Genomic DNA, 18,856 nt, shown 5'->3' with positions numbered 1-18,856 from the left:
GAATAAACTAGTATGGACATTTTATTATTCTTTTTTCTAGGGGCTTCTATTGCTTCTTTTCTCAGTTTAATCGTTGATCGATTTCCTGAAAAATCAATCATTTTTCCTGCCAGTCACTGTGATTCTTGTGGAAAACAACTTGCCATTCGTGATTTGATTCCTATTTTTTCTCAACTGATAAATCATTCACGTTGTCGTTTTTGCCACACCAAAATTCCTTTCTGGTATGGACTGTTAGAACTTTATTTTGGGGTCATTGTCGTACTTTACTATTGCGCACTTCTCTCACTCGACCAAGTTTTTATCTTGTTTTTTAGCACAACGCTTAGTCTTTATGACTTGAAACGTCAAGAGTTTCCACTGTTGGTTTGGCTCCTTCCAAGTATTTTTTTGCTTTTTGTCACGCCGATTAATGCGCTAGCTATTATTCTTTTGGCTTTTGGGATAATGGCAGAGCTGATTGATTTGAAAATCGGTAGCGGTGATTTTTTCTACCTTGCCAGTTTGAGTCTGCTTCTTGACGTTCAAACCATTTTATGGATTATCGAACTTGGCTCTCTTTCAGGTATTATTTACTACTTTTTCCAGACAAATAAACGAATTCCCTTTGTGCCATTTTTGTTTTTAGGATACCTGATTTCATTCATTTTTAACCATGATTAATTTTTTAATTAAACATGATTTATTTTTTAAAATTTTCTGCTATAATAGGCATTAATAAGAGATTTAGAAAAGAGGTAGTGCCTTGGAAACTTCTACACATTACCAAAAATCACTCAGTGAAGTTAATCAAAGTATTGCTGTCCCAAAAAATGCCTCATTTTGGCGTACCCTTAGAGCTTTTATTGGACCAGGAGCTCTGGTGGCCGTTGGCTATATGGACCCTGGTAACTGGATTACCAGCGTTGTCGGCGGAGCAACTTATAAATACCTGCTTTTGTCTGTTATCCTTGTCTCATCTTTGATTGCGATGCAATTACAGCAAATGGCCGGGAAATTAGGTATCGTGACCAGATTGGATTTGGCTCAGGCAACAGCTGCGCATTTGCCAAAGAAACTCCGTTACTTACTTTTTATTGTGATTGAATTAGCATTAATGGCGACAGATTTGGCTGAAGTCATTGGTTCTGGAATCGCTCTTCATTTACTTTTTGGTTGGTCTTTGTTATTCTCGATTTTCATCACGATTTTAGATGTCTTTATTCTCTTATCTTTGATGAAATTGGGATTCCGTAAAATTGAGGCTATCGTATCGACCTTGATTGCAACGATTTTGATTATTTTCCTTTACTTGGTCATCTTATCAAAGCCAAGTCTTTCAGGAATTTTGCATGGTTATCTCCCTAATGCGTCGATTTTAGATTTAAAACAAAGTGGCGTTAATAGTAAATTGACATTAGCTTTGGGGATTATTGGGGCGACGGTTATGCCACATAATCTTTATCTCCACTCTTCTATCTCACAAACTCGAAAAGTTAATTATAAGAGTCAAAATTCCATTAAACAAGCTGTGCGTTTCATGACTTGGGATTCCAATATTCAACTCTCGCTTGCTTTTGTGGTTAATTCCCTATTGCTCATTCTAGGAGCTTCGCTCTTTTATGGACATGCTAGTGAAATCGACGCATTTTCACAAATGTATGACGCTCTTCAAAATTCTGAAATTGCAGGTAGTGTTGCTAGTGCTGCTCTATCAACTTTATTTGCTATCGCTTTGCTTGCTAGTGGGCAAAATTCAACCATTACAGGCACACTAACTGGACAAATTGTCATGGAAGGCTTTTTGAAACTCCATTTACCACAATGGATTATCCGTTTGGTGACGCGTTTGGCTGCTCTTGCTCCCGTTATGATTGTGGCTATGCTCTATGGTAGTCGCGAAAGCGTCCTTGACCAACTCATTGTTTACTCACAAGTTTTTCTATCGGTAGCTTTGCCATTTTCAATCTTTCCATTGGTTTATTTCACATCAAACCGCAAACTTATGGGAGAATTTGTCAATGCCAAATGGAACACTATTCTCGGCTATCTCGTCGCTATTGTATTAACACTGCTCAATTTAAAACTCATCATTGATTTGTTCTAAATAAAATTAAATAAAAAACGAACAATCTTAGAATTCTAAGATTGTTCGTTTTTTTACTCAAAACTTAAGTTACAATGTATAAAATATATGGATTACAGAATCTTAAAAAATTCTAAAAAACCAACTCCTAAGTTACAAGTTATCTCTAGTCTGACGTCTCTTAATAAAACTATAACTAAGAATTAATAAGCTTAGCCCATAAACAAAGTAAAGTGTATAGTAGGTCTGAATACCTAATAATTGTATTACTAGCAATACCAACACACTTGAAACATTAATAAGACTTGTTATTTTTAAGACCCATTTTTCATCATCTAAGCTTTGTAAAGTCATTTTTGATGACTCATACAACGGAGTTGCCCCCATTATCATCATTGTATATAAAGTCATAGGTATGATATTTTGATATGATTATCGTACAAAATCCAACCCTAGCGCCTATGATGGAAACATCAGACTATGAGCCCAAGGCAGTAGAAAATGACAGTCAGGTGGACGCTGATACAGTTAGCGACACTACCGCATTTTTAGAAACGTTCTTTAAGTTATATCCAACCGCAACAGAGAAAGAACTTGCCTATTATGTGGGAGAAAATGTGATGGAACCGGTGCAGCGAGAATATCAAAGTGAACGTATCCGTGAAATATTTAGACAACCTGACAAAAGCAGAACAGATTTCACAATATGAATTGATACTTCATAAGGATAGTAACTGGAAGATTGTAGGTTAATCAAACCATTCATTTATTGACTTATTTTCTTTTGCGCGGTATATTTTTATCGTAATGTTGGAAATATACCGCATTTTGAGGTGGACAATGATTAAGAACAGAATTAAAGAATTTAGGGCAAGATATGATATGAAACAAGACGACTTAGCAAAAGCAGTCGGTGTTCGACGAGAAACGATTGGTAATCTTGAAAAAGGACGATACAATCCCTCTCTCGTATTGGCTTGGAATATTGCAAAGACGTTTCATGTAACGATTGAAGAAGTTTTCACAGTAATAGACGATTGAATTTAGGAGTGATACCATGTTAGCACTAAAAAACGAGATATTAAAAAAGCCTTGAAAGCAGGTGCAAAGGCTGGCGGTGTTTCATTGGCTGATGTACGATCTGATATTGAAGCGATGATTGATGAAGCTATGAATAGTACCGACCCAGAAGTGTAGGCAAATTTCAAAAAGTATTTTGGAAATAAACGCCCTACACCAGAAAAATATATTTATAAAATTACAAAAAGGACAAAAGTTTAATGTTGAAAAACTTTAACGAAAATTAAGCTATGATAAAATCTATGCAAAGAGGAGTTATAACATGGGAAGTGTTTTGATTATAGACGATGATAAAGAATTATGTGCGTTAATGAAAAAATGTATAGAGCAAGAAGAAATGTCAGCTTTGGTGGCAAATGGTGGTACAGAGGGTTTACGTTTGATAGATGAAAATAAAAATTTATTTTCTCTTGTTATTTTAGATGTAATGATGCCTGATATAGACGAGTTTCAAGTTTTAGAAAAAATTAGGGAAACAAGTAATATTCCCGTTCTAATACTCACAGCAAAAAGTGGTGAGGACGATAAGGTTTTTGGACTGCGTCTAGGAGCAGACGATTATTTGACAAAGCCTTTTAGTATTAAGGAACTTATGGCTCGTGTCAATTCACTTATTCGACGTTACACGACTTTAAATCCTACATTTGCAGAAGAAGATTGTATAACTTTAAAAGGCATGAAAATTGATAAAGTGAATCGTACTGTTTTAGTTAATAATATTTCTGTTGAACTTACAAGCAAGGAATTTGATTTACTTACATTTCTTGCTTCTAACAAGGGACGAATATTTACAAAAAAGCAGATTTATACACAAGTATGGAAAGACGACTATGCTTTTGATGATAACAATATAATGTCTTTCATCAGCAAATTAAGGAAAAAGATTGAAGCAGACCCAGAACACCCCTTTTATATTTTGACGATACGAGGGGTTGGCTACCGCTTTAACAAGGAGGCTTAATTATGAATACTTATCTGCTTATTGCCTTTGTTTTAGCACTTGTAATAATCGCTTGTCTTGTTTATAAACTTTATCATATTAACGAGCAAATTTCTTTTATCAAAGAAGTGCTTGTTGACATAAAATCTGGTAACCTTAACAGACGTATTCTAGTACAAGAAAACGATATAACTAAACAGATTTGTTATGATATAAATCAAATAGCAATCAATAATCAATCACAGCTCATTCATCAAAAGCAATCGGAGCAAGCGTACAAACGACTAATGACAAGCCTTTCACATGATGTAAAAACTCCACTTGCTTCTTTAGTCGGTTATTTAGAAGCTGTTGAAAGTCACATTGTAATCGGCAAAGAAAAAGACGAATATATTCATGTTGCGTCTGAAAAGGCACAACATCTTAAACATTTTGTAGAACACTTATTTGAATGGGTAAAATTAGACTCTGGGGAGCAGATTTTTCATTTTGAAATTTTAGATTTGAATGAATTGACTCGTAATATTATGACTGATTGGATTTTAATATTGGAAAATAGTCATTTTGAATATAAGGTTGAGATACCAGAAGAAGAATATCAAGTGCGAATTGATATAAACGCATACACTCGTATTATCAACAATCTTTTACAAAATATAATTGTTCATAGTGAGGGAAACAAAATGATGTTGCGAGTTCTGAAAGATCAGCAACGAATTAAAGTTATTATAACAGATAATGGAAAAGGAATTGCTTCTGATAAATTGCCACATATATTTGAAAGGTTGTATCAATGCGATAATTCTCGCTCTACCAAAGGAAATGGTCTAGGATTGGCAATTACAAAGGAACTTTTCAACGCACATAAAGGGACAATTACTGCAAATAGTATTCTAAATCATGGAACAGAATTTATCCTATCATTTCCAAAAGCTCTGTAAAAATGCAGAGCTTTCTTTTTGTGAAAGCAAGATAAAAACAAGGTTACGGCAAGGTTTTGGCAAGGTTCATATACTATAATTTAGGTGTAAGTGGTAATTCTAATAAATTGCCACTTAGATAGAACAGTAAATAGAAAGTGAGGAAATTTGTATGAGTGATACTGTGATAAAGACAAAGCAATTAACCAAAAAGTACGGAAAACAAACCGTAGTAAATAAGGTTAATCTTACTGTAAAGAAAGGTAGGATTTATGGCTTGCTGGGACGTAACGGAGCTGGGAAAACAACCATAATGAAAATGATATTAGGATTGACAACAACTACTTCTGGAAATGTAGAAGTTTTTGGAAAAAATATAGACGGAAATGAGAAAAGGATATATTCCCGAATTGGTGCAATTATAGAAACACCGGGGTTTTATCCCAATTTGACTGGAACAGAAAATTTAGAAATCTTTGCTAAATTACGAGGAACAGCTTCGCCTAATGCTGTTAAACACGCATTAGAAGTTGTAGGTCTGCCCTATAAAGACAAAAAGACATTTGCAAAATACTCTCTTGGTATGAAACAACGTTTAGGTATTGCAAATGCGATATTACATGACCCTGAATTGTTAATTTTGGACGAGCCAACAAATGGGCTTGACCCTATTGGAATTGCAGAAGTACGAGATTTCATAAAGAAGCTCAGTGTAGAACACGGAAAAACAATTTTAATTTCTTCTCATATTCTTTCTGAAATAGCAGTACTTGCAGATGACATAGGAATTATTGATAAAGGTGTTCTCTTAGAAGAAAGCAGTATGAGTGAGTTAGAAAAGCGAAATAGGAAATATATTTCGTTGCAAGTTTCGGACATTCCAAAAACAATACTGATATTAGAACGTCAATTTCATGTGAAAGATTATTCAGTTCAAGATGAACAGACGGTGCAAATTTATGACACGACATTGAATATGGGAGAAGTTAATAAAGCTCTTGTTATGGAAGATATAACAGTTATCAGTTCTGGACTTTGTAATGATACCTTAGAAGATTATTTCAAAAAGATTACAGGGGGTGAGGGTATTGCTTAAGCTGGTTAAACTTGAATTTTGTAAGTTGCGTCGTAAAAAACTTATTTGGTTGATGTTACTATCTGCTTTTGTCATGCCATTCTTTGCATTTTTATATTTTGGTTATTTGGGACAGACAAATATTGATCCTAGACTATTTTATAAGTGGTCTGCATTTGGATGTACATTATTCATTATACTGCCATTTATATTAGGCTTATTTAGCACAATGCTTATGCATGATGAAAATAGGTATGATATGCTAAAACAACTTTGGATTGTGCCAGTAAGTAAAATGGGATATTTTTTCAGTAAATTTTTCGTTGTATTGATTTATTCCGTTTGTTTTATGCTTATTACAGCATTTGCTTCTGTACTGTTTAGTGTCATTCCGAACTATGTAGTATTTGAATGGAGCAGTGTTTTGTTTTTGTTGGAAAGGTGTCTGGAAATTGCTGTTTTGACATCATTTGCAATACTACCCATTTTAGCAATATCTTCTTCACAAAAAGGATATATTTTCCCTCTTTGCATTACATTGATTTATGTATTTGCTGGATTTTTAATCACACCGATAAATTCTTGTCTACACCCACTATCTTGTATCAGCGTTATTATTGCAAGAAATGAAGCAATTTTAGGATTGTCACTTCCACAAAATAATGTGCCATTAGCACTTTTAAGCATTTGTGTATGGGGAATTGCTTCTACTTTACTTGCTAAAATCAAATTAAGCACGAGAAAGTAAGGTGGAAAAATGAGAATACTTTTATGGGCAGAATTTCAAAAACTCCGCCGTTCCAATATTATTATGTTTACTATCTTTTCAACAATCTTAATCGCTGTAACTGTTTTGATAAGCGGGGTGACAACAGTATCTGAAGAACAGTTAACAACAGCTATGGCTGGCTGGTATATGACAATTACACAAGTCTGGGCGACTATGTTCGTTCTTCCAGCCGTAATTGCTCTTTTGGGGAGTTATATGATTTGTCGTGAGGAACAAGACGATACATTAAAATCTTTACGTTTGATTCCAGTAAATGAAACAAAATTGACAACTGCAAAAATGATTGTTGCATTGGTATTTAGTATGCTGGTGTATTTGTTACTTTTTATGATTACATTTGTAACAGAAGCTATTTTGCATTTCTCTGATTTATCTATGGCAATGTTTAGTGAATTTTTAAAAATGTACTTATTAGAAGGCATTGGTGTATTTTTTGCCGTTTCCCCTATTATTGCAATCGTGCCATATCTAAAGAAAAGTTATTGGTTGGCTCTACTTTTAGCAGAAATCTATTCATTTGCTGGATTATTTATGAGTATGTCGAATACCCTGAAAACTTTTTATCCTATCACAGCAATATTTGGTATTTCGGGGTATTACGAAACAACTATTCAGGATTATATTTGTAGTTTGGGAATATTGATTTTATGTGGTTGTATCTCAGCTATCTTATTAAAAAATTTAAACCATAGACAAAGGAAAACGGCTAATGAATAAACTATGTAGAATAAGAAAAGGGAAAATTTTTTGGGGGTTTGTGGTGGTTTAGCAAAGTGTTTTAATGTAGACGCTAAAATAGTAAGATTACTATTTACTGTAACGGTTTTTGTTTTTCCAAAAATCATTATTGCATATATCATTCTTATGATTGTTATACCTAAGGAGGTTAAAATACGTTAAATTTGCAATATATATTAAGAGTGTTTCATTAAAATTTAAATTTCACATTATTTTACAAGGAGCAATTATCATGGAAACACAAGACATAATCTATAAAAAGTTTGGCGCTTGTGTTTGCAAATCTTTAACGACCTTACCAAGCGCTTGACGTGTCGCATCATTGTCACGATGACTGTAAATATTATCTTCAACCACGTAAACTTTTTCTGTCTTATGGTCAAAAATCAAATAAGACTCGTAAACAAAGAAATGCATATCTGGCGTTCCAATAGTATCTTCAGGAATGTCTCCGATATTTTCATAAAGGCTAATCATGTCATAACCGACAAAACCAATCGCACCGCCACCAAAAGGCAGATCAGTAGCTTCTCCTTTGACCGTTACGTGATTAAGATAATCAAGTGGGTCACCAGTAATGAATTGACCATTTTCGGTTAACTCGCCATTTTCATATTTGATTTCAAAAACGGGATTATAAGCCACGATTGAAAAACGCGCATTTTCTTTTTCTCGTGGAATTGATTCAAGAATAACCTTATGCTCACCTTGAACTCGCATATAAGCAAGAATAGGAGTTAAAGTATCAGCAGTTAAAATTTTTCGCATAAAAAACTCTTTTCTATTTTTTTGACTGACTATTTACTTCTGTCTCTAACGCTATAAACGCTCCAATCATCGTTCGCCAGATAGCTTCTGCAACGCGAGGAGATAAATTTGCTGCTCGTGCACGCTCGCAACAATTTCTAATGACTTCTTCAACACGTTCTTGTGCATTTACCGCTTGAGTGTCATTTTTAGGTTTTAAGAGTCCTGCTTCTTCAACTAAGCGCTGTCGTTTAGCTAAACATGTGATTAAGTGCTCGTCTATCTCATCTATTTCTTGACGAACTGCTGCTAAGTCTCTCATTACTTCTCCTCCATTTTTAAACAAAAAACCTCACACAGAAGTTTTTTCTGTGTGAGGACGTCTAATCTATTAGCGCGGTGCCACCTCAATTTAACGGAAAATCATACTCCGTCATCTCTATCTCCTCTAGCAAGGAGCTGCACGATAAGGGGTGCTCACCTGAAAACTATTTCTTATCTTCAACAATATACCATCAGCCCAATTTCACAACCACCTGCTACCCGTTCACAGCAACCACGAGCTCCCTGTAAACAACTCCTTGTTACTTTCTGATTGATTAACATTATACCCACCGTTTTTATTATCAAGAATTTTCTGAATTTTTACCGAAAAATACAATATTTCTCACTAAAATGCATGTTTTTTGCCACTAAAAGAGCTTTAATGTGAAAAAATATCTCCAAGCCACTAGTCATCCGTATTTTCAGACTAAAAGCTTAGAGATAATGTTAAAAAGATTAAAATGATTCAAGCGTAACAGTCATGATTTTCTTTTCTGGGACAAGTAGGCGTTCTAAATGATTGATGAGCCTAATCAACCACGTAAATGCTAACAAGAAAGCACTCATTTCAAATGCTGTTAAGGACAAATAATGAACAACTTCAAAAGCTACTTGTAGCCCAACCAACATGCCGCCAATCACATAAGACATTACCAGAAAATCTCGGGTCACATTTGGCAAAAGCCATTTGACACTGATAATCAAGGCAATGATAATAAAAACCAAGTAACCAGCCACACGAGTATGCAAAAGATGTGAGCTGGCATTATTTGGAAAATAGCCAACAGCACCCAAATCAACCCCTAGCACAGTTAGCATCACGCGCATCAGTCGTAATTTCCAATTTCTGCCATATTTTTCACCGAGAGCAACAAATAGGTAATCAACTAAGGCAACTAAAATCAGCGCCGACAATATTAAGGTCAAATTGAATTGCCAACTGTCTTTAGCTTCTTTTGTTCCTAAAAAGCTAAGATTAAAGTGCCACCATTGCAATGAGCTATTGGTTGCCATGGAGATAAAGACACCACTAATCATAATAACCGTAAATACTGTCGTCAACCAACTCGCTCTAATCTGCTCTGCTATTTGCCCCCAAAGCGCACTTACAGCATAAATCGAAACACCTAAAATCAAGGTAGCTGTTAGTTTATCAAAAGACGCTCCTGTAAAAATTTGCTCCAGCAGCCAGCCAAAGCCTAGTAAAGCTAGCAACAAAATAACCGTAAAGGACAGGATAATGACAGGAAGCATGCGCCAGAAAACACGCGCTTTCAGCCCACCCAGAAACAGATGACGGTTGAGAATGAAGGTAATGGTGAAAATCGCCATTCCAAGCACCCCACCAAAGCCAATCAAAAAGGTGATAATTGAGTAATCGCCAACCAATAAAATCTGGTTCCTATTTTGCATAGAACTAATGGCAAAAAAGATCACGCTCAGCAAAACAGTCGCAATAATTAATACCCAACTCGAAAGGGTACGCCGTTCAGGCTCTTCTTCCCTTTGCAACACTAATTTATCAGCGTATAACTCGGCTTCCAGCTCCTGTCCACTAGCAAGATTCAACTGGTCAATAATGTCTTTGTTTAAAACAATATGTAATCTTTCTTTATTCATATCATCATTATATCATCTAACATGTTTTTTCAAAACAACTTATTTTTTATTCTCCAGACCAAAGAAAATATCTTTTATTGATGCCTTCCACGATAATTGGTTTGAGTGACATAAACAAAGAGGCTGCGCATTTTTGCCTCAACCTCCTCTAAAATAATTTCACTTTATAACAACACTTATCATAGCTAAAATCCATAAATGCAAAGAATAAAAAAATAGAAAAAACACTTTTGATAAAGTCTTGATTGCCCTTTTTCACCATTCCATTATAGAGGTGCATAAAAGAAATCACTAAAAATCTCATCCAGTCCGAATTTACACAAAACAACTCAAAGCCTTATTTTATGACTAAACTCAAGCCACCATAAAGCGTAAAGAAATAGATCACCGCTTGTTTTGCCTTTTGGTGATAAAAACAAATGGAATAATGGGTAAACCATCTTCACTTATTATCTTGCCCCCAACAGCAAGTGCTACCGCCCACCACATTTAGCAAAATTCTTTTAATTTCCTTTGGCTTTCTTAGCTGTATCAATCAGCCATATCACGCTGAATGACATCGCTAAGGTCAAAAAGGTACTTCAGAAATCTCTTTTTCTTTCAATAAAGCCAGTGAAATAAGTCACAAATCTACATCAAGCTATCCACAACCTTTTGTAATATTCTTTTCGAGAGTAGGTACGAAAAAATCCCTCAGCCAAAGTAAAAGAGCAACAAATCGAGTTAATAAATGAATAATACTTGGCAAACCAGCAAAACGAAGATAAATATTATCAAAGACAATAAAATAGTTGCAAGAACTTTTAACTGATTTCGATTCAACTTGAATTTTTCCAAATACCTCTACATTAGTAAAGTCACTTATATTATCAAATACGAGAGAACGTATGAAAAGCTAGCATACCACTAGCAATTCTACCACCATAACAAACTCATTTGCGGTAAAATGAGGATAGGTCATCTATGCCATTTCTTTCAGACAAATGTGGTGGTTTTTCTGATCCTAACATAGATGGCTTTTTATGTCTAACTTAATGTTAGAATTTGAGCTCTATCAATCACCTTAGTTCTTTATGGGAAAACTAAAACTCTTTTTTCTTATAAAGAAATGCTGATAATAAATAGGAACATACAAAACTAAGACAGGTAATAATTAAAATCACTATTAAACTTATATAGTACGTTGTATCAGATACATCTCCATGAAGCCATATATTTATGAGCAGGCTTATTCCAACGATAATAGCAACGGAAATAACCAAACTTATGATTGCTGTAATTTCAATTTTTTCCACGCCTAAAAAATAATAAAGTGGATAAAAAATAGATCCGACAAAAAGTGCTAAAATACCACCGCCCAAAATAAGTGTAATCGCATCTCGAAAGCCATAATAAAAATATTGATTGCCGTGAATAATAACAGTAAGAAGCATAAAGACTGTTACGATTGCCATACCTCCTATACACCAAGACAAATGACTAATATAGTAACTTTGAACAATCTTATTCCGTTTTACTGGCAATGAAATCTTGTATTTATACCATTTCGATAAAGTTTCTTTCCTTAAACATAACACGGCTAATATTGACAGTATCGGGGTAACAGATAGAGAATAAATACTTAACAAAGAAGCATCACCTGTAACTGAAACAATACTACCTAAGATAATCAAAAGCGGAAATAAAACTTTTATATTTTCCGTTAATCCCATAAAATTATTTTTTAAAAGTCCTTTCATCACTTTCCCCCCTTTACTAATAGCAACATGATTTCATCAATCGTTGTATGGTCAATAATAATTTTAGGATATTTTCTTCTGGCCTCTTCAATATCAGAAACTAAAACATCTATCTGATAATCTCTTCTACGGTAAGCCACTATATCTTCCTTATCCAAAGATGAAAAATTCTTGTCAGAACATCTTAAAATTGCATAACGATAAATCAGATTATCTTTTGTCTCTGTTAGAATAATCTTGCCCTTGTGGATAAAAGTAATATAATCAGCTATTCGTTCTAAGTCGCTGGTAATGTGAGAAGATAAAAGTATTGAATGCTTTTCATTTTCTACAAAGTCCAAAAAAATGTCTAGCATTTCTTCACGCATTACAGGGTCTAATCCACTCGTTGCTTCGTCAAGAATAAGCAAGTCGGGGTGGTGGGATAATGCAACAGCAATTGCCAGTTTCATTGTCATACCCTTAGAATATTTTGAAATTTTTTGGTTACTTTTTAAAGAGAATTTTTCTAAATATTCATTAAACAAGGCCATATCCCATTGTTTATAAATACCTGCCATAATATTTGAGAGTTGTTTTGCTGACAGATAATCAGGAAAATTATCGCCATCATACACGACACCTATTTTTTCCCGTATATGTGTATCATCATCTTGCATTTCTTTTCCGAAAATCTCTATCGACCCCTTATCTTTTTTGAGCGTATTCAGAATGCAGCCGATTGTTGTTGTTTTCCCCGCACCGTTTTCCCCTACAAAGCCCATAACTGTACCAACTGGTAAGGCAAATGTAACTTTATCTAAAGCAAAGTCTGAACCATTATATTGCTTACATACTTTTTGTAATTTTAAAGCATAATCCATATTATTCGTCCTCCGTATAAAAAAGTGTAAGTAGTTCTTGTAGTTTAGAAAGTGAAATGTTGTTTGTACGCCCTATTTCTGCGGCAATTTGTAAATGTTCTTCTGCAATACGTTGCTGCTCTTCTTGATAAAATTCTTTATTTTGAGCAGATACAAAACTTCCCCTTCCTATTGTGGTTTCAATAAAACCGTCACGCTGTAAGTCTTCATAAGCCTTTTGCACTGTGATAACACTCACATGAAGTGATTTTGCCAAAGCTCTCATGGAAGGAAGATTATCCCCTGCTTTCAGTTCTTCACTCATAATCATTGCTTTAATTTGGAATGTTATCTGTTCATATATGGGCTTGTTAGCATTATTACTGATAATAATTTCCATATTCTCACCTCAAATCAAAATGTACTTGGTGTATAAGTACATTTTAAACAATTTTAACATTTTGTCAAGTGAAGTTTATTCTCTGGTATTACTAAAATTCCAGATAATTTTCATATGCTGTTTTTCTGACAGTCTATGTAAAGCTGTACCGAGTGTTTCATCAGATACATAAATCGTAAAGTGCAGGACTTTAAATGATACACAATCATAAAAATAGGTATCATTCATTCCACGTTCAACTTGTTTTGTTTCGGTTATTTCACAAAACAATACTTCACGTTTAGAACGTCTTGCAAGCTGTCTGTACCGGCTTTTTAATTTGTTCTTAATGATAATCAGCATTAAGGAATTAAACTGTAATTTGACGATGTGCTCGAAAGAAGATGTCCTCATAATCTGACCACCTTTCTGACAATGCTGAAATATATAAACGGAAATACTGAAAAGATAGCAAGAAAAAAGCCCACACAAAACATATTGTTTGTGCGAGCTTTAAATACTGTAATATTACTTTTTATCTTATAACGCTATTTTTTGTTAGATTTCAAATTCCCTTGTCCTGCTATATCTACTACAATTTTTCCTAATATACCACGTTGTTCAGCCCGTTTATGTGCCTTGACAATTTCGTCAATCGGATAAACAGAATCAATGTTGGTAACAATATCTCCGTTATCTACTAATCGTGCAAGATGTGTAAGATTTTCACGATTAGGAAAAGCGATAACTAAACGAATTCTATGTTTCCCAAAACGTACAGAAAAAATAAGTTTTACTAATTCAAGAGGTTGAAAAGCGATTGTAAGTAAACGTCCATTTGGGGTAAGATGTTTTCTTAGTATATTATGGTTTGTTCCCACAGAATCAAAAATCAAATCAAATTTCCCTAAATCTTCTAAAGAAGTTTTATGATAATCAAACACTTCATCTGCACCATAGTTTTTTATTTGTTCTGTTACTGTTTTTGAACCCAGTACAGTAACATGAGCTCCTATAGATTTTGCAATTTGCACAGCAAAAAAACCAACACCGCCTGCTCCCCTTATTAAAACTCTTTCGCCCGATTTAAGTTTGCCTTTATATCAAAGCTACTAAAGCAGTATCTCCAGCACATGGGATAGAAGCAGCTTCTAATGGAGAAATAGTTGTAGGCATAAAAGATAAGCAGAAGATATTATTTCAATTGACAATCTCCCAATTGCTATCCTTATGTAACATCTGTTCGTATTACGATACTTGTGTTACTTTTGTCTGATTTACCACAAATCGGATTTTATTCTTTTCTTCCTCTTGATTACCCATAACAGAAAAGAAAAAGCCTTGTCAAGAGCTTGCCACCATTGGTGGTGCTTTGCACTCTTTACTGGGCTTTTTGTTTGCTGTATCTTCCATGCAAAAGGAAAAAGGTTACTCGTCATTATCATCAAATTTACCCGTTACCCACGGTAATTTCGATAACAGTTCCATATCCTCTTTCGAGTTCGGATTCATCATTTCACGACTTGATAAGGTGTCCTATATTTATGTCCTTCTATGCTTTCCCAAAACATATCCATACTGTATAAATCATCATAGCAGTCTAACAGTTTTTGAAACTTCAAATGTTGGATAAATTCTTTGATTGGGTAAAGGTCGGACACTACAATACTTTTCTCGTTAATATCGTCTGTAATATATTCTCGTAACTTTTCTAACTCATATTCCAACCATTCTTTCTCGCTGTCAAAGAAGTTATCATAGTGTCAGCGCTTCAATTCTGTATTTAGACGTTCCTCTGTTCTTAAAAACTGACAGACTTCTTTTTCAGCCTGATTGAGATATTTCCATTCTCCCGATGACAGTTCAAGTAAAAATGTCCGTATATCCTATAAAATAAAGCTTTTCGGACATTTAAGAGGATATAAAAAGATAGTCAAAAAGACATATATAATTTGAGATGAATTTTCTAACACCTCATCTCAGAAACAAAAAGTACACACGGTGTCAACTTTTTTAAGAATGCGTTTTTATTAACAAATATTACATTGCCAAGCAGTTGCTTTCAGCTAGAAAAAAATTTCCCCTTACACCCATCCGTGTTCTTCGGCGATTCTTGCGGCTTCTACGCGGTTGTTGGCGGATAATTTGTTAAGGATAGATGAGATGTAATTTCGGACAGTTCCGTTTGAGAGGTAAAGGGTATCAGCGATTTCTTGGTTTGTTTTGCCAAGTGATATTAATTGTAATATGCGTTTTTCTTGTTGGCTAAGTGGGTTATCTTGGGTCATCATGGTTTCCATGAGCTCTGGTGAGTATTCCTTTTTCCCTGCAAGCACCGTGTGAATGGTCGTCATGAGTTCTGATGTTGAGCGATCTTTTAGGACATAAGCGTCAACACCTGCCTTAACGGCTCGTTCAAAATAGCCCACGCGCTTAAACGTGGTCACAATAATCACTTTCATTTCCTTGTGTTTTCGAATCCATTCCAAAACATCCAGACCAGATTTTTTCGGCATTTCCACATCAAGGATAGCCACATCAACATTTTCCACTTGCAATATGCCAATAGCTTGCGCGCCATCTCCTGCTTGCAAAATCTCATCGACATCATCTTCCATAAGAAGCAATTGGCACAGCGCGTCTCGCAACATGGATTGGTCCTCGGCAACTAACAATTTCATCTTAATTCTCCTTTGAACTGATACTAACTTGAATCATGGTTGGTTTAGCTTGGGATAAAATCTCCACATCTCCCTTGACCAACAGCAAACGGTCACGAATGGATTTTAATTCATTTCCTGTTAAGTCGTCAAAACCAACTCCATCATCTGTAATTGTCATCACTAATTTTTCTTGGTTTTCAAAAAGGTGAATACGGCAAGTTTGCGCTTGGCTGTGCTTGATGACGTTATTGCTTAATTCACGCAAAATCATACCGATACTCGACTGCATCAAGGGTGCCATGGCTTCCACATTCAAATCATTTTGCAGCTGATAATCAATATCTGTCATGGCAAAAAACTCATTCAAATGCTCAATTTCTTCGCTCACCGTTCTGAATTTGAGATTATTGATAATGTTTCTGACATCATGCATGGAAGAACGACTGGTTTGACTCAATTCTTCCAACTCTTTTTTGACAAGGTCATATTTTTCTTTTTCTAATTGCTTGAGTGCTAATTCTGTTTTTAAGGTCATTGCCGCAAAAACGTGCCCCAAAGTATCATGCAAATCACGCCCAATACGGTTTCGCTCATTTTCAGCCAATAAAAGATTAATGGTGCGATTCTTTTCCATGATTGCTTTTCGTTGAATTTCATTTTTTCGATCATCCATCCAATAAACTAAAATGCCATAATTAACAACAGGAACCAAAAAAATCATTACTTGTGACGATAAGTCATCTGCCAAACTGACACCAGAAATAATCATAAACAGCATTGCTAAATCATAGGCGAGAAATCGAAAGGAAGTGTAATTATCTTGAAATCGAAAAACTAGCAAACTATTAAAATAAAAGGTAAACCACATCATGCCACCATCTACATAAATTGTCATATAAACAACATAAAGTAGCATAAAAATCCAGCAAAGGTTTGTTAGGATATTTTCTTCAAAATGTGTGAGAAATAAATAGCTTAGTAAAAACAGAAAAGTTATCCCAAGTGTCCAAGTTGGGTAATCAAAAAAGAATGCCCCTAAAACGGGGAATGCTAGAAATGCTAATGGCATATAAAATAACGGATGAATGCCCCTAATTCTTTTCAACATCATTTAACCTCAGTTTTATTCTTAATCATAAGCGCTAATGCTGCTATCATTATGACATAGCCGAGTATGATAATCAAGGACTTGCCGTTTACCTGCCCCTTTTGAGCAAACTGTGTCACCAATTGATTCACATGATAAACTGGTGTTACTTTAGAAATCTTTTGCATCCAGTCTGGGAAATTCTCAATCGGCATCCATGAACCACCGATAATGGCTAAACCAATAAAAGAAATATCTCCGACAATCGTCATTAATTGTTGTGATTTAATTTGTGAAATCAATAGCCCAAATGCTAAGAAAAGGAAACTTGATACCAACAACAAAGCACCTGCTCCAAACCAACGACTAAGTGGCATGCTCACCCCGCGGAAAATAGCTCCAACTAAAAAGGTCGCCACGATAGAAAGTAAGAAACAAAACAAGACACGAATCACTTTTACCAAATAATACTGCCAAACAGGGATAGAAGAATGCTCAATGTAAGTCAACCAATAGCTTGTTTTATCCTCAACAAGCATAGCTGGAAATGAGAAAAATCCAAAACTTGACATAGAAAAAGCTGTCATTGTCAGCATGTAAGCTGTCACAAGCACTTTTTGTTCTTCAGAATTCGACGACAGTTCCATACCTGAGAAAAACAAGAAAAAGAAAACAGGCATACCAATCGACAAAACAAAGGTCATCCAAAAACGCCATGTTTTAATCCATTCAATTTTCAATAAAGCAATCATTTTTCATCCTCCTGTGTTTGGTCAAACAATGTGTTTAATAACGTTTTATTTTGAATTTCAATATCGGCAATCTGACAACCTTGCTCTTGCAATTTCTGCCAGACACTATCAATCTCTTTAGTCATGAATGTCACCGTGTCGTTTTTCAGCTCAATATTATCAATGTGTGGTAATTTTTCCACTATCGGCAAAAAGTTTTTTGGTAAAGTCAACTGTTTTTCATGTTCAGCTTCTCGCATGGCAAACGGTGTCGTATCACGCAGCAATTTTCCATGATGCAAGACCAAAATGCGTTCTGCCGTATGTTCCACTTCTTCAATATAATGGCTCGAATAAAAAATCGTTACGCCCTTTGCTTTCAGACTTTGGATAATCTGCCAAAAATGCTGACGTGTTGAGGTATCCATTGCTGCCGTTGGTTCGTCTAAGAAAAGAATTTTAGGTTGGCTAATAAGGCATAAGACAAATGCTAATAAGCGTTTTTGTCCACCAGACAATTTCTCTGTCAATTGGGCTTTTTGTTCCTCACTAAATTGCAAAATCTTATCAATTTCTTGGTCAGCTAAAGGTGTCTTGGCAATGGACTTGAAAAAGTCAATGAGTTCAGACACTCTTAACTTTTGCGGCAAACGATTTTCCTGTGGTAACACGGCGACGATTTCTTTTAATTGCTGACTTTTCGGTGCTAAAGCATTGATGACTATCTTTCCTTTGCTGATTTTCAAATCACCTAACAAGCATGACATCAAGGTTGTTTTACCAGCACCATTAGGACCAATCAATGCCACACAATCTCCAGCAGCTACTTCAAAGGAAATGTCTTGCAAAATCGGCTTTCCTTTAATTGTTTTAGATAAATTCTCAACTGTTATCATTTCATTATCTCCAATTTTCTCATCTGTGATAAATTTATTTTATGAAAAAATAGCCAAGCTTTTTAGCTCATAATGTCATAACATCACATGACTTTTGTCATGTTTTAGAGACTAAAAAAGAAGCTGGGACAAAAAGTGCTCAGCTTCTTTGTTTACATAGTTATCATTTACAAGACGCAGTAGTTTGGACTTCAACAATCTGGGGATAGACCGTTTTAGG

The 18,856-nt window shown here is 35.0% G+C and carries 21 protein-coding genes and 2 pseudogenes; 10 read left to right on the top strand and 13 right to left on the bottom strand.

Annotation, left to right across the window (positions count from 1 at the left end; genetic code table 11):
• Nucleotides 1-12 precede the first annotated feature (12 nt).
• Together E8M05_RS02895 and E8M05_RS02890 are read left to right on the top strand one after the other, a co-directional pair.
• Nucleotides 13-663 (top strand): prepilin peptidase, encoded by a 651-nt coding sequence (locus E8M05_RS02895; RefSeq protein WP_058692777.1) that lies wholly within the window; start codon nt 13-15, stop codon nt 661-663.
• A gap of 82 nt (nt 664-745) precedes the next feature.
• On the top strand, nt 746-2,086 hold the full coding sequence (locus tag E8M05_RS02890; RefSeq protein ID WP_061100196.1) for an Nramp family divalent metal transporter: 1,341 nt from the start codon (nt 746-748) through the stop codon (nt 2,084-2,086).
• A gap of 132 nt (nt 2,087-2,218) precedes the next feature.
• Here the strand turns inward: E8M05_RS02890 and E8M05_RS11420 are convergent.
• Nucleotides 2,219-2,488: pseudogene (locus tag E8M05_RS11420) on the bottom strand (MATE family efflux transporter); the annotation flags it as partial.
• Between the two features lie 5 nt (nt 2,489-2,493).
• On the opposite strand from E8M05_RS11420, the gene E8M05_RS02885 reads away from it, so the two are divergent.
• The 8 genes from E8M05_RS02885 to E8M05_RS02845 all read left to right on the top strand — a co-directional run bounded on the left by E8M05_RS02885 (nt 2,494) and on the right by E8M05_RS02845 (nt 7,770).
• Nucleotides 2,494-2,775 (top strand): conjugal transfer protein, encoded by a 282-nt coding sequence (locus E8M05_RS02885; protein ID WP_003063669.1) that lies wholly within the window; start codon nt 2,494-2,496, stop codon nt 2,773-2,775.
• A 130-nt stretch (nt 2,776-2,905) separates the two neighbouring features.
• The gene (locus E8M05_RS02880) at nt 2,906-3,106 is read left to right on the top strand and encodes a helix-turn-helix transcriptional regulator (RefSeq protein WP_003063668.1); all 201 of its coding nucleotides are present in this window, start codon (nt 2,906-2,908) and stop codon (nt 3,104-3,106) included.
• A 301-nt stretch (nt 3,107-3,407) separates the two neighbouring features.
• Complete coding sequence (locus tag E8M05_RS02870; RefSeq protein WP_136596405.1) at nt 3,408-4,106, top strand: response regulator transcription factor; 699 nt, start codon at nt 3,408-3,410, stop codon at nt 4,104-4,106.
• Nucleotides 4,107-4,108: 2 nt separating this feature from the next.
• Nucleotides 4,109-5,026 carry a sensor histidine kinase gene (locus E8M05_RS02865; protein ID WP_003063660.1) on the top strand — a complete coding sequence of 306 codons (918 nt, stop codon included), beginning with the start codon at nt 4,109-4,111 and terminating at the stop codon, nt 5,024-5,026.
• A gap of 151 nt (nt 5,027-5,177) precedes the next feature.
• The gene (locus E8M05_RS02860; RefSeq protein WP_003063658.1) at nt 5,178-6,101 is read left to right on the top strand and encodes an ABC transporter ATP-binding protein; all 924 of its coding nucleotides are present in this window, start codon (nt 5,178-5,180) and stop codon (nt 6,099-6,101) included.
• Nucleotides 6,094-6,828, top strand: a complete 735-nt coding sequence (locus E8M05_RS02855) for an ABC transporter permease (protein ID WP_003063657.1) — start codon at nt 6,094-6,096, stop codon at nt 6,826-6,828. Before E8M05_RS02860 ends, E8M05_RS02855 begins: the two co-directional genes overlap by 8 nt.
• 9 nt (nt 6,829-6,837) lie before the next feature.
• The gene (locus E8M05_RS02850) at nt 6,838-7,587 is read left to right on the top strand and encodes an ABC transporter permease (protein ID WP_003063655.1); all 750 of its coding nucleotides are present in this window, start codon (nt 6,838-6,840) and stop codon (nt 7,585-7,587) included.
• 30 nt (nt 7,588-7,617) lie between these two features.
• The gene (locus E8M05_RS02845; protein ID WP_003063654.1) at nt 7,618-7,770 is read left to right on the top strand and encodes a PspC domain-containing protein; all 153 of its coding nucleotides are present in this window, start codon (nt 7,618-7,620) and stop codon (nt 7,768-7,770) included.
• 99 nt (nt 7,771-7,869) lie between these two features.
• On the opposite strand, the pseudogene E8M05_RS02840 reads toward E8M05_RS02845, so the two are convergent.
• The 12 genes and pseudogenes from E8M05_RS02840 to E8M05_RS02775 form a co-directional block, all read right to left on the bottom strand.
• Nucleotides 7,870-8,376: pseudogene (locus tag E8M05_RS02840) on the bottom strand (anthranilate synthase component I); the annotation flags it as partial.
• A 13-nt stretch (nt 8,377-8,389) separates the two neighbouring features.
• Nucleotides 8,390-8,677: a chorismate mutase gene (locus tag E8M05_RS02835; RefSeq protein WP_041972917.1), complete on the bottom strand. Its 288-nt coding sequence runs from the start codon at nt 8,675-8,677 to the stop codon at nt 8,390-8,392.
• A 458-nt stretch (nt 8,678-9,135) separates the two neighbouring features.
• Nucleotides 9,136-10,299 (bottom strand): DUF998 domain-containing protein, encoded by a 1,164-nt coding sequence (locus tag E8M05_RS02830; protein WP_003063651.1) that lies wholly within the window; start codon nt 10,297-10,299, stop codon nt 9,136-9,138.
• A 1,082-nt stretch (nt 10,300-11,381) separates the two neighbouring features.
• Nucleotides 11,382-12,038 carry an ABC-2 transporter permease gene (locus tag E8M05_RS02820; RefSeq protein WP_058692773.1) on the bottom strand — a complete coding sequence of 219 codons (657 nt, stop codon included), beginning with the start codon at nt 12,036-12,038 and terminating at the stop codon, nt 11,382-11,384.
• Entirely contained in the window at nt 12,038-12,901 is an 864-nt protein-coding gene (locus E8M05_RS02815) for an ABC transporter ATP-binding protein (RefSeq protein ID WP_003063649.1), read from the bottom strand. The genes E8M05_RS02820 and E8M05_RS02815 overlap by 1 nt, the downstream gene beginning before the upstream one ends.
• A 1-nt stretch (nt 12,902) precedes the next feature.
• On the bottom strand, nt 12,903-13,280 hold the full coding sequence (locus E8M05_RS02810; RefSeq protein WP_003063646.1) for a GntR family transcriptional regulator: 378 nt from the start codon (nt 13,278-13,280) through the stop codon (nt 12,903-12,905).
• Between the two features lie 75 nt (nt 13,281-13,355).
• The gene (locus tag E8M05_RS11275; protein ID WP_181964808.1) at nt 13,356-13,673 is read right to left on the bottom strand and encodes a hypothetical protein; all 318 of its coding nucleotides are present in this window, start codon (nt 13,671-13,673) and stop codon (nt 13,356-13,358) included.
• A 134-nt stretch (nt 13,674-13,807) separates the two neighbouring features.
• Complete coding sequence (locus tag E8M05_RS02800) at nt 13,808-14,326, bottom strand: zinc-binding dehydrogenase (protein WP_082731470.1); 519 nt, start codon at nt 14,324-14,326, stop codon at nt 13,808-13,810.
• A gap of 1,017 nt (nt 14,327-15,343) precedes the next feature.
• Complete coding sequence (locus E8M05_RS02790; protein WP_003063639.1) at nt 15,344-15,940, bottom strand: response regulator transcription factor; 597 nt, start codon at nt 15,938-15,940, stop codon at nt 15,344-15,346.
• Nucleotide 15,941: 1 nt separating this feature from the next.
• Complete coding sequence (locus E8M05_RS02785; RefSeq protein ID WP_211116051.1) at nt 15,942-17,033, bottom strand: sensor histidine kinase; 1,092 nt, start codon at nt 17,031-17,033, stop codon at nt 15,942-15,944.
• Complete coding sequence (locus tag E8M05_RS02780) at nt 17,030-17,761, bottom strand: ABC transporter permease (protein ID WP_048791223.1); 732 nt, start codon at nt 17,759-17,761, stop codon at nt 17,030-17,032. The genes E8M05_RS02785 and E8M05_RS02780 overlap by 4 nt, the downstream gene beginning before the upstream one ends.
• A complete protein-coding gene (locus E8M05_RS02775; RefSeq protein WP_048791222.1) occupies nt 17,758-18,636 on the bottom strand; it encodes an ABC transporter ATP-binding protein in 879 nt (292 codons plus the stop codon). The genes E8M05_RS02780 and E8M05_RS02775 overlap by 4 nt, the downstream gene beginning before the upstream one ends.
• Between the last annotated feature and the right edge of the window lie 220 nt (nt 18,637-18,856).

The organism is Streptococcus pasteurianus, assembly GCF_004843545.1.
Lineage (GTDB): Bacteria > Bacillota > Bacilli > Lactobacillales > Streptococcaceae > Streptococcus > Streptococcus pasteurianus.
This window is presented reverse-complemented; position numbering and strand designations above follow the sequence as displayed.